The sequence below is a fragment of the Pseudomonas sp. KH_017 genome, from assembly GCF_057840285.1.
This window is the reverse complement of record NZ_CM174509.1, coordinates 3,221,823-3,233,913: the sequence shown is the minus strand read 5'-3', so window position 1 is coordinate 3,233,913 and position 12,091 is coordinate 3,221,823. Positions and strand designations below refer to the sequence as shown.

Genomic DNA, 12,091 nt, shown 5'->3' with positions numbered 1-12,091 from the left:
AACACCCCATGACTACCTCCACCGCACGCCCGTTGCTGGGCTGCATCGCCGACGATTTCACCGGCGCCACGGACCTTGCCAACATGCTGGTGCGCGGCGGCATGCGCACCGTGCAAAGCATTGGCATCCCGAGCGCGGAAGTGGCGGCCGGGCTTGATGCCGATGCGATCGTCATTGCCCTGAAGTCGCGTACCACGCCGGTCGCCGAAGCAGTCGAACAGTCCCTCGCTGCGCTGGCCTGGCTGCGCGAGCAAGGTTGCGAACAGATTTTTTTCAAGTATTGCTCGACGTTCGACTCCACCGCGGCCGGCAATATCGGCCAGGTCAGCGAAGCGCTGCTGGCCGCACTGGGTAGTGACTTTACCCTTGCGTGCCCGGCGTTCCCGGAAAATGGCCGGACGATCTTTCGCGGCCACCTGTTTGTGCAGGATCAACTGCTCAGCGAGTCGGGCATGCAGAACCACCCGTTGACGCCGATGACCGATGCCAACCTGGTTCGCGTGCTGCAATCGCAGACCCGTCTGAATGTCGGTCTGTTGCGCTACGACACGATTGCCCGTGGCGCTGAGCAGGTGCGGGCGCGCATCGCCGAGCTGAGGGCTCAAGGTGTCGGCATGGCCATCGCTGATGCCTTGTCGGACAGCGATCTGTACACACTCGGTACGGCCTGCGCCGATCTGCCGCTGTTGACGGGTGGTTCGGGACTGGCCCTGGGCCTGCCGGAAAATTTCCGTCGTGCCGGCAAGCTGCGCGACCTTGATGCCTCGAAACTTCCGGTGGTGTCCGGCGGGGAAGTGGTGTTGGCCGGTAGCGCTTCGATCGCCACCAATGGACAAGTGGCCGCCTGGCTCGAAGCCGGTCGGCCGGCGTTGCGGATTGATCCGCTGGCCTTGGCGGCGGGGGAACCGGTGGTGGCGCAAGCCATGGCCTTCGCCCGTGATAACGAGCAAACCGTATTGATCTACGCCACCAGCTCACCGGAAGAGGTCAAGTTGGTGCAACAGCAACTGGGCGTCGAGCAGGCCGGTAGCCTGGTGGAAAACGCCTTTGGCGAAATTGCACAGGGCCTGCGCCAGAGCGGCGTGCGCCGCTTCGTGATCGCCGGCGGAGAAACCTCGGGTGCTGTGGTCCAGGCGCTGGGTGTGCAGTTGCTACAGATCGGCGCGCAGATTGATCCGGGTGTACCGGCGACCGTCAGCAGTACCGAGGAACCTTTGGCGCTGGCACTCAAATCGGGCAACTTCGGTGGCCGGGATTTCTTCAGTAAAGCCTTGAACCAACTCGCCCAGGCCGGGGGTGCACAATGAGCTGCGCAATGAGCAACGAGAACGCCCTGCGCGAAGAAATCTGTGAAGTTGGCCGCAGCCTTTATGAGCGCGGTTATACCGTCGGCAGCGCCGGCAATATCAGCGCGCGACTGGATGACGGCTGGTTGATCACGCCGACGGATGTCTGCCTCGGGCGTCTCGATCCGGCGACCATCGCCAAGGTCAATCTGGCCGGTGAATGGGTGTCCGGTGACAAGCCTTCAAAGACCCTGGCGTTGCACCGCCAGGTCTACGACCGCAACCCGAATGTCGGTGGTGTGGTGCATACCCATTCCACCCATCTGGTGGCGTTGACGTTGGCCGGTGTCTGGCAGGCGAACGACATTCTGCCGCCGCTGACGCCGTATCAGGTCATGAAAGTCGGGCATATCCCGTTGATTGCCTACCAGCGACCCGGATCGCCGAAGGTGGCCGAACAGGTCGCGCTGCTGGCCAACAGCGTTCGCGGTGTGATGCTCGAACGGCTGGGTCCGGTGGTCTGGGAGAGTTCGGTCTCCAGGGCCAGCTACGCCCTGGAAGAGCTCGAGGAAACCGCACGGCTCTGGCTGATGAGCAATCCCAAGCCTGAACCGCTGGATCAGGTGGCGCTGGACGAACTGCGAGCAACCTTTGGTGCGCACTGGTAACGCATTGGCTTAACACGACAGATCGATAACACAGGCTCTGCCCGGGAGACGCACAGCGACTCTCGACGGCCCCGGCTTGCCTGAAAAAACAATAACAACAGGAAATCCAAGCATGACTCACCTTCACTGCGGCATGTTCAGATCCATTGGCAGTACCCTTTCATTTGCCCGGCGTGGAGGGTTTGTGAAATGAGCCCGTTAATCCTGATGATTACCGCTGGGGCAGGCATTGCGCTGTTGTTGTTCCTGGTGCTCAAGTACAAGTTCCAGCCCTTCGTGGCCTTGATGCTGGTGAGCATTCTGGTGGCGCTGGTGGCCGGGGTGAAACCGGCCGATCTGGTCGCGACCATCGAAGGCGGCATGGGCAAGACCCTGGGCCATATCGCGATCATCATTGCCCTGGGCGCGATGATCGGGCGGATCATCGAGCTCTCCGGCGGTGCCGAGGCGCTGGCCAAGACGTTGATCACCCGTTTCGGCAACCGGCGTACGCCCCTGGCGTTGACCATTGCCGGCTTCATGGTCGGGGTGCCGGTATTTTTCGAGGTCGGCGTGATCATCCTCATGCCGCTGGCCTATGGTATTGCCCGGCGTGCGCGCAAGCCGCTGTTGGTGTTTGCGTTGCCGATGTGTGCTGCGTTGTTGACCGTACACGCCTTTCTGCCGCCACACCCGGGTGCAGTGGCCGCTGCCAGTCAATTGGGCGCGGACCTGGGCCGCGTGTTGATGTTCGGGTTGCCGATCACCGCGTTCCTTTGCTATGTCGGCTACCGCGTGGCCGGGCGCATGACCCGTCGGGCGTACCCGATGACCGACGATATTCGTGCCGAGGTCTATGGCCCGCATGTCACCAACGAGGATCTGGCCGCCTGGTCCAATGGCAACGACATCAGCGCTGAGCGAGCGGCTGAAGCCGTATCTCACATGGGCCTGGAAGAGTCGACCAGCAGCATCGTTTCCAAATTGCCGCCGGCCCCCGCACCGGGTTTTGGCCTGATCGTCAGCCTGATCCTGCTGCCGATCATTCTGATTCTGCTGGGGACTCTGTCTACCTCGTTGCTGCCTGCCGAATCGACTCTGCGCGGCATCATGACCGTGCTCGGTGCGCCGCTGGTGGCGCTGCTGATCGACACCTTGCTGTGTGCCTGGCTGTTGGGTTCGCGCCGGGGCTGGAGCCGCACTCAGGTGTCTGACGTGATCGGTTCGGCCTTGCCTGGTGTCGCCATGGTGATCCTGATTGCCGGTGCCGGTGGCGTATTCGGCAAGGTGCTGGTGGATACCGGAATCGGCGCCGTGGTCTCCGACATGCTGCGCACCACCGGTCTGCCGGTGCTGGCCCTGGGTTTTCTGCTGACCATGCTGTTGCGCGCGGTTCAGGGCTCGACCACGGTGGCGCTGGTGACCACTGCCGGCATCATCAGCCCGCTGATTGCGACCCTCGATCTCACTCCGAACCACATGGCCCTGCTGTGTCTGGCCATGGGCGGTGGCGGGTTGGCCATGTCCCATATCAATGACGCCGGTTACTGGATCTTCACCAAGCTGTCAGGCCTGAACGTGGCCGACGGTCTGCGCACCTGGACGGTGATGACCACCTTGCTCGGCACCTTGGGTTTCTGTATTACCCTGCTGATCTGGCCCTTTGTCTAACCCTTTATCTCAGGAGCTACCATGCCTCGTTTTGCAGCCAATCTCAGCATGCTCTACCCGGAACATGAGTTTCTGGATCGCTTCGCCGCCGCTGCCTCTGACGGTTTCGAAGCGGTGGAGTATCTGTTCCCCTACGACTACAGCGCTGAAGAACTCAAACAACGCTTGAGCGACAACGGCCTGGTACAGGCACTGTTCAACGCGCCGCCCGGTGATTGGGCAGCGGGGGAGCGGGGCACAGTGTCGTTGCCCGGTCGGGAGAGTGAATTTCGTAGCGGTTTTGATCGTGCCCTGGAGTACGCCGGTGTGCTGGGCAATTCGCGCATCCATGTGATGGCCGGGCTGTTGCCGTCGGAAAGCGATCGCCCGCGGCATCACGGCGTGTACCTGGAGAACCTCGCCTACGCCACCGCCCAGGCGGCCAAGGCAGGCGTCACCGTATTGCTCGAACCGATCAATACGCGAGACATGCCAGGCTTTTTCCTCAACCGCCAGGATCAGGCCCAGGCCATCTGCAAGGAAGTGGGCGCCAGTAACCTGAAGGTTCAGTTCGACTGCTACCACTGCCAAATCGTCGAGGGCGACCTGGCGACTAAACTGCGTCGCGACTTCGATGGTATCGGCCATATCCAGATCGCCGGCGTGCCTGACCGGCATGAACCGGACCTGGGGGAAGTCAATTATCCCTATCTGTTCGAGCTGATCGACCAATTGGGTTATGACGGCTGGGTAGGGTGCGAATATCGGCCACGAGGCAATACGTCTGCCGGCTTGCAGTGGTTGCGCGACTGGAAGGCGCGTTAAGCACTATAGAGGAGGGCGGCGACGGGCTCCGCTGGTTGCAGGAGCCCGTTGTTTCACGCCGGTGTACTGTCTGCCGGCAACAACAGCTCGACACCCTGCTTGCGGATGCCATCGGCCGCTGCAGCGGTCAACGCGTCATCGCTGAGAATAATGTCGAACTGCTCGAGCCCGGCGATCCTGTACATGCTGAAGGTGCCGTATTTCGAACTGCTGGCCACCAGCACCACTTGCGAAGCCGATTGCATCGCGGCTTGCTTGACCTCAACCTTCAGCGCCGAAGGGGTGGTGAGGCCGCGACGCAAATCCCATGAGCTGGTGGATATGAACGCGATATCGGTGACCACCTGACGCAAGGTGGCAACCGCCAGACCGCCCACGCACGATTGATTGGAGTGATCCAGTTGCCCGCCGGTATGAATCACCGTGACATGGGGGGCCTCGATCAATGCCTGGACAATACCGAAGTCATTGGTCACCACGGTCATGCCGGACAGCGCCTTGATGTAGGGGACGATTTCCAGCGTGCTGGTTCCCGCATCCAGGTAAATCGTCATGTCGGCATGCAATAGCCGGGCGGCGAGCCTGGCCATCGCCTGCTTCTGCGGCAACTCGACCACCGCCTTGATCTGATGGCTGGGCTCGCTGTGCAGCTGGCTGGCGATCCGCACCCCACCCGTTACCGAGTAAGCACGACCTTCCTGCTCCAGCAACGCAATGTCGCGGCGTATGGTCATGTGCGAACAGTCGAACATTTCCATCAATTGATGCACGCTCAGCACCTGATGCTTGCGCAACTGTCGCAGCATCAATTCACGGCGCTGTTCAGGGATCATCGGTGCGCCGCTTTCGGCGGCGATGTCCTTTTGACTAGGCATTCGGGCTCCAGAATGAAGAAATCCGCAGACAAGGAAGGCGGGCAACCATAGTAGCGAATCTGCAGCTGGATCAGTAGCGTGATGAGGCATCGGGGCCGATCCGCGTCGCGTTGCCTGCACCTGGCCCCAGGGCGATTTCGTGCTCTGGATGGAACTGCTGAAAACTTCGACACGCTGCTTGAACCGGGCTTTACTGGAGTAAGTCGTGCTGATTGCCGTGAGCTGGATGCTCACTGCAGCCAACAAGTACTGGCTGGCTCCCCAGGCTCAAACCACACCCGTCGAGGTTGAGGACAAGTCCTTGCCCATGTCCCGGTTCATCCCTGTCATGTTGCTCGCGCTGCTGCTCGCCGGCTGTGCCACCAAGCGCTTGCCCCACGAGTTCAGCGAGGCGATAGCCGCCAGCGATTCGGCTTTCGGGCGCTCGATCCAGGCTCAAGCCATCACGCATGAGGGGCGTTCGGGTTTTCGCTTGCTGCCCAACAGCAGCGAAGCGTTCCGGGCACGCGCCGAGTTGATCCGCAATGCGCAGAAAAGCGTCGATCTGCAGTACTACATCGTGCATAACGGTCTCAGCACCCGGGCACTGGTGCGTGAAATGCTGCTGGCAGCCGATCGCGGCGTACGTATCCGCATCTTGCTCGATGACACTGCCAGCGACGGCCAGGTAGAAGTCATCGCTACCCTGGCCGTGCACCCGAACATCCATATCCGTGTGTTCAACCCTTTGCATCTGGGGCGCAGCACCATGGTCACTCGAACCATGGGGCGTCTGCTTGATCTTTCCCAACAACACCGACGCATGCACAACAAACTGTGGCTGGCTGACAACAGCGTAGCCATCGTTGGCGGACGCAACCTGGGGGATGAGTATTTCGACGCCAAGCCCGATCTCAACTTCACCGACGTGGACCTGCTGTGCATCGGCCCGGTCGCCGAGCAGTTGGGCCACAGCTTCGATCAGTACTGGAACAGCGCCCTGAGCCAGCCGATCAGTGATTTTGTGCTCAACAAGCCAACCGCCGAAGACTTGCTCCAGAGCCGCCAGCGCCTGGAACAATCGCTGCAGAGCGCACGTATCGAGAGCAAGGCCTTGTACGACCACCTCATGACCTACCGGACCCAACCGCAGCTCGAGACATGGCGCAAGCAACTGATCTGGGCCCATAACAAGGCGATGTGGGATGCCCCGAGCAAGGTCCTGGCCGACGGCGAACCAGCCCGCGCGCTATTGATGGCCACACAGCTGCGGCCTGAACTCGATAGCGTCAATAACGAACTGATCATGATCTCGGCCTATTTCGTCCCGCAAAAGCCGGGCATGGACTATCTCCTGGGTCGTGCCGATGCCGGCGTTGATGTGCGCCTGCTGACCAACTCACTGGAAGCCACCGATGTGCCTGCGGTGCATGGCGGCTATGCACCGTATCGCAAGACTCTGCTCGAACATGGCGTGAAACTCTATGAGCTGCGGCGCCAGCCGGACGATCCCGGCCGCAGTTCTTCGTTTGGTTTCAGTGGTGGCTCGGACTCCAGCCTGCACACCAAGGCCATGATCCTGGACAAGCAGAAAGTGTTCGTCGGCTCGTTCAATTTCGACCCGCGTTCAGTGTTCTGGAACACTGAAGTCGGGGTGCTGGTCGATAGTCCCGAACTGGCCGGCCAAGTGCGCCAGCTGGCGCTTGAGGGCATGGCGCCGGCCATGAGTTACCAGGCCCGACTGGAAAACGGCGAAGTCGTCTGGCTCACCGAGGACGACAGCCGCCTGCATACCTTGCATGAGGAGCCCGGCGGCAAATGGCGCAGCTTCAAGGCCTGGCTCAGCGACAAGATCGGCCTGGAGAAAATGCTCTAGAGCGAAATCGCCTTACCCTGCGACAGTCATCTCCCTCGCATTCTTTGCATGTGTTGGTCTTTGATCTTTCGGGCACTGCAAATCCCCTGTGGGCTTGACTCAAGGTGTGAAATCACTGGTGTGCAGCTCCTGGACACCCACCAGTTGGATTTCGAACTCGGGGGTGGCGTCGGCGTTGACACTGCCCTGGAGAACGCCATCGGCAAAGCGCAGTTGGCCGGTGGCGTTGGCAGGGTCGAAGGCGTTGCTGCCGATGAAGGTGAAGGCGTCGACAGCGGCGGTCAGCGGGTTGGCGTCCAGGCCGGTGAAATCCAGATGATCGCCCTCGGTGCTCTTGAAGCCGTTGATCACATCGCGCAAAGCCCCTACGCCCATGTCCGACAGCGCACTGAACGCGAAGATATCTGCGCCAGTGCCACCGGTGAGGTTGTCGGTGCCTGCACCGCCAATCAGCCGGTCATCGCCCGAACCGCCCACCAGCGTATCGTTGCCCGCACCACCGTTCAAAACGTTCGCGGCGCTGTTGCCCGACAGACTGTCGGCGTAGGCGCTTCCCGTCAGGTTTTCAAAGAATTTCAAGGTGTCGAGCCCGGAACCCACGGTGTTTTGTTGCGCTGACATCGACAGGTTTACGGTAACGCCGGACAGCGCGCGTTCAAAAGACACCGTGTCATTGCCATCGCGCCCGTCCAGCACGTTGTTGCCGGCTCCGGCGAACAGCGTGTTGTCCAGCGTGTTGCCCGTGCCATTGGCGGCGCCCGTGCTATCGATATAAAGATGCTCGACGTTGTTGCCGAGGGTATAGGCCGCCAGGCTGCTGTGCACACGGTCGACCCCTCCAGGCGCCGGATTGCTGTTGATCTCGATCACGGTGTCATCGGCGTTGTCGACATAGTAGGTGTCGTTGCCATCGCCGCCGCTCATGCTGTCGGCCCCTGCGGCACCCTCGAGCACGTTGTTGGCGGCATTGCCAGTGATGAAGTTGTCCCGCTCATTGCCGGTGCCGTTGATGTCCGACACGCCGGTGAGCACCAGGTTCTCGAGATTGGCGCCCAGGGTCCAGCTGACCGAGGCCTGCACCGTATCGATCTGCGAGGTCGAGGTGCTGGTTTCCACCACGCGGTCGAACGCGTTGTCGACCACATAGATGTCGTTGCCATTGCCACCGGTCATGGTGTCGGCGCCCAGGCCGCCATCCAGTGTGTCGTTACCCGAACTGCCCACTAGTGTATCGGCCTGGTCGGTACCGGAAATCATGTTCCGGGCGTTGTCGAAAATGTCCTGCACGCTGTTGTTGTCGTTGGGGTTGCCCTGGAAGCCAAGGTCACCGGCAATGTAGTCGGCCAGGCGCTGGCCGACGATCTCCGCCGACTCCTCGTGCAGGTGCCAGACGTCGTCGGGATACGCCAGCGGATCGACTTCGTGGCGCAAGGGGAGGTCGGTGTAGTCCACCGCCAGCTTGACGTCGGCGCGCTCGGCGGCGATGGCTTCCTGGGCGGCGCGAACATAGCCAACCCCCTCGACGATGGAGGCAATCTTCTCTTGCGAATAACCACGGGCACGCGCCGCGTCCTGTTCGTAGTGACCGGTTTCCATCATGTACACGCTGAAGTTGCCGAACTGGGCATGCAGGTAATCAAGCACCTTCAGGGTCGCGGCCTTGTACGCCGCTGCTGCCGCTGCTTTGTCCGTGGCGCGGCCGATGTCCTGGGCGGCTTCCTCGCCCTGGCCCCAAATGATGCCCATGGTGACGTTATCGATCGATTGCAGTTCGCTGAGCTGGTCCCGCAGCAACGTCACGGCGCGCAACAGCGCAGGCCCGGGTTGGTTGGTGTCGGTCAGCCACCAGCACAACTCGAGTTCCCCGGCGCTGAGCGTCGACAGGCCGGTGACCGTGCTGCCGCCCACCGCGATGTCGATGCCGTTGCCATCGGCATCGGTGAACTGGCTGCGCACGTCATAGGGGGTGTAACGGTCCAGGTCGTTGACCAGCATCGAGGTGCCGGACTGATTGTCGTCCTCGGTCATGCGCAGCAGGCGCGCATTGGATTGGCCGAGGGTGGGCAGGTAGAGGATGCCCTGCTGGGCGCGCTCGCCGAACACGAAGTCGCTGGCGGTCAGGGTGTCGAGGTAGTTGCCGCTAAGGGAGATTTCAAAACGATTGCCGTCGGCATCCGCTTCGGCGGACTTGATGTAGGTCTTGTCGCCGGCTGCGTTGAGGGTGATGTACAGCGTGCCATTGCTGCCATCGCCGAGGCCGAGGCCGAGAAAGCCCAGGCCCGAAACATCGATCTTGTCGACACCCGCGGTGAAGTCATAAATCGTGTCGGTGGCCGTGACACCGCCGGTCTCGTAGTCGCGGTAGCTGTCGAGCAAGTTGGTGTAGCGGAAGGTGTCGGCACCGTCGCCGCCGTACAGCGAGTCGCGCCCGGCGCCGCCGTCGACGATGTCCGCGCCGGTGCCGGCCTTGATCGTGTCGTTGCCACCGAGGCCGAGGATCAGGTCTGCATCCGCCGTGCCGTTGAGGGTTTCGGCATTGTTGGTGCCGGTGACGGTGTTGGCGGGCGCATCGGCCACTGCCAGGGCGAAGCTATCGCTGACCGATGCACCGGCCGGGTCCGTGGCCTTGACCAGCACGTTGTAATTGCCGGACGAAGTGCTGGTCGGCGTGCCGGTGAAGGTCAGGTGGGTGGCATTGAAGCTCAGCCACGCGGGCAGGGCGCTGCCATCGGCCAGGGTCGCGGTGTAGCTGAGGCTGTCATTATCCGGATCGGTGAAGCTGGTGGCCGGCACCACGTAGCTGAACGTAGTGTTTTCGGTCGCGTTCTGATCCAGCAGCGGCGTGGCCAGCACCGGCGCCTGGTTGGTCGGTGACGACGTGGCGAAGACGAAGTTAGTGCTGGTCAGCTTGTCGAGGTAGTTGCCGTCCAGTGCCACCTCGAAGCGGTTGCCATTGGCGTCGGCAGTCAGGGACTTGATGTAAGTCTTGGTGCCGGCACTGTTGAGCACCAGGTATACGGTGTTGTTCTTGCCATCCCCCAGGCCGGTGAAACCCATGGCCGAGAGGTCGATCTTGTCAGCGGTGATATCGAAATCGGTGATCAGGTCGCCAAGGTTGGCACCGCCGGTGTTGTAGTTGCGGTAACTGTCCAGGCGATTGGAGAACACAAAGACGTCCGCACCAAAGCCACCGGTGAGGGTGTCCATGCCGGCGCCGCCGTCGAGCTTGTCGTCGCCCGCGCCGCCACTGAGGCTGTCGTTACCCGCCAGGCCGAGCAGGGTGTCGGCCGAATCGCTACCCAGCAGCGAGTCGCTGGCGCTGGTGCCAGTGACCACGCGATTGAAGATGAAATGGCTGGCGGTCAGGGTGCTGGCGAAGTTGCCCGAGAGAATCAACTCGAAACGATTGCCGCTGGCGTCGGCATCGTAGTCCTTGAGGTAGGTGCGGTCATTGCTGGCGTTGTAGCTGACCTGCAGGGAGCCGCCACGGCCATTGCCTATGCCTGTGAAACCGAGGCCGGCGAGGTCGATCTTGTCCTGGGTGACGTCGAAGTCGGTGATGGTGTCATCGAAGCTTGTGGTTGCGTTGCGGTAACTGTCGGACTGAGCGGCGAAACGGAACGTATCGGCGCCGGTACCGCCGGTGAGTTTGTCGATGCCTGCACCCCCCACCAGAATGTCGCCACCGGCCCTGCCATTGATAGTGTCGTTGCCGGCGCCGCCATAGAAAATCTCGCTGGCGGCGCTGCCCAGCAGGATGTCATTGCCAGCCGTACCTTGCACGATGGTCATCGGCACCGTTGCGTTGACGTAGCTGCCGTCGCCATAGATCAGCGTGGCGCCCTTGCTGGTGTTGCTGATGGTGTTGCCGATGATGGCGTTGCGATCAGTGCCGTCTTCATTGCGCTCTGCAACGCCGTAGGTCGACAGGTTGCTGCCGGTGATGAGGTTGCCCTGGATGGTGTTATCGCTGCCGTTGAAATACTTGCCGGACACGCCCAGGGTGTCGTCGTAGGACTGGATGATGATCTCCGGTACGGGGCTGCCCAGGGAATTGTTGTTGAGCGTGTTGTCGATGATCTCGACGTGGTTGCTGCCGTAGATGCGGATCCCGGCGCTGGCGTTGTCGTGAATGTCGACGCCGCTGACGGTCACCTCGCTGGACAGTTTGATCAGCACCCCTTCGGCGCCGTTGCCGTACACCTCGCCACCGGTGATGGTGATGTTGCTGGGGGAGGGGATGTCCTCGCTGCCGCGCTGCACCACGATGCCATTGCCGCCGTTGTTGTAGGCAATGTTATTGGTGAGTGTGAAGTCGTGGGTGCTGGTAACGACGTTGAAACCGTGCCGGTCGTTGTCGTAGGCGACGTTGTTTTCGAAAGTGCTGTCGCTGAGGAAGTCGGCAACGAAACCGTCCAGGCCGTTGTCGTGGGACACGCTGTTCTTGATGACCATGTTGACGGTCTGCTCGTGGGGGTCGAAACCGTACCCGGAGCAATCCTTGATCTCGACGCTGTCGAGGGTGACGTTGGAGTCGTAGCCCGCTTCGCCGGGAATGTAGCCGTTGAACCAACCGTCGATCTTGCCCGTGGTGTTGTCACGGTTGCCGTCGATGGTGAGGTTGCTGACGCCGAAGTCGTGGGTTTGCTCGCCATAGGCGGAGCGGATGACCCCGGTGATCTTGGTGTCGGAGCCGTCAGCCACCTTGACGGTGGTTGCGCCCATGCCGTCGCCGTACAGGTAGACGTTGCTCTTGAGCATCAGGCAGCCGTCTGAGGGTTCCTCTCCTCCCGAAACGATGTAAGTTCCGGTCGGCATGTACACCTGCCCCCCACCTGCGGCCTCCGCCGCATTAATTGCATTTTGTATCGCCGCCGTGTCGTCAGTGATGCCATCTCCTTTGGCGCCAAAATTTTGTACATTGAAAATCATGAGTTTATCTCCGTATCAGGC

Annotated in this window: 7 protein-coding genes; 5 read left to right on the top strand and 2 right to left on the bottom strand. The window is 61.4% G+C overall.

Annotation, left to right across the window (positions count from 1 at the left end; all coding sequences use genetic code 11):
• The first annotated feature begins 8 nt into the window (after positions 1–8).
• The 4 genes from otnK (at position 9) to otnI (ending at position 4,408) form a co-directional block, all read left to right on the top strand.
• Positions 9–1,307 carry a 3-oxo-tetronate kinase gene (gene otnK, locus AC3IT6_RS14715; RefSeq protein ID WP_489350659.1) on the top strand — a complete coding sequence of 433 codons (1,299 nt, stop codon included), beginning with the start codon at positions 9–11 and terminating at the stop codon, positions 1,305–1,307.
• 8 nt (positions 1,308–1,315) lie between these two features.
• Positions 1,316–1,954 carry a 3-oxo-tetronate 4-phosphate decarboxylase gene (otnC, locus tag AC3IT6_RS14710; protein WP_353742976.1) on the top strand — a complete coding sequence of 213 codons (639 nt, stop codon included), beginning with the start codon at positions 1,316–1,318 and terminating at the stop codon, positions 1,952–1,954.
• Positions 1,955–2,143: 189 nt separating this feature from the next.
• Positions 2,144–3,604: a GntT/GntP/DsdX family permease gene (locus AC3IT6_RS14705; protein ID WP_150723846.1), complete on the top strand. Its 1,461-nt coding sequence runs from the start codon at positions 2,144–2,146 to the stop codon at positions 3,602–3,604.
• Positions 3,605–3,625: 21 nt separating this feature from the next.
• The gene (otnI, locus tag AC3IT6_RS14700) at positions 3,626–4,408 is read left to right on the top strand and encodes a 2-oxo-tetronate isomerase (protein ID WP_489303924.1); all 783 of its coding nucleotides are present in this window, start codon (positions 3,626–3,628) and stop codon (positions 4,406–4,408) included.
• A 53-nt stretch (positions 4,409–4,461) separates the two neighbouring features.
• Here otnI and AC3IT6_RS14695 read toward each other — a convergent pair whose 3' ends face one another.
• Positions 4,462–5,283 (bottom strand): DeoR/GlpR family DNA-binding transcription regulator, encoded by an 822-nt coding sequence (locus tag AC3IT6_RS14695; RefSeq protein WP_150723844.1) that lies wholly within the window; start codon positions 5,281–5,283, stop codon positions 4,462–4,464.
• 307 nt (positions 5,284–5,590) lie between these two features.
• Between AC3IT6_RS14695 and AC3IT6_RS14690 the strand changes: the two genes are divergently transcribed.
• Positions 5,591–7,138, top strand: coding sequence for a phospholipase D family protein (locus AC3IT6_RS14690; RefSeq protein ID WP_489356565.1), 1,548 nt, complete (start codon positions 5,591–5,593; stop codon positions 7,136–7,138).
• Between the two features lie 99 nt (positions 7,139–7,237).
• On the opposite strand, the gene AC3IT6_RS14685 is transcribed toward AC3IT6_RS14690, so the two are convergent.
• The gene (locus AC3IT6_RS14685; RefSeq protein ID WP_489350656.1) at positions 7,238–12,070 is read right to left on the bottom strand and encodes a M10 family metallopeptidase C-terminal domain-containing protein; all 4,833 of its coding nucleotides are present in this window, start codon (positions 12,068–12,070) and stop codon (positions 7,238–7,240) included.
• Between the last annotated feature and the right edge of the window lie 21 nt (positions 12,071–12,091).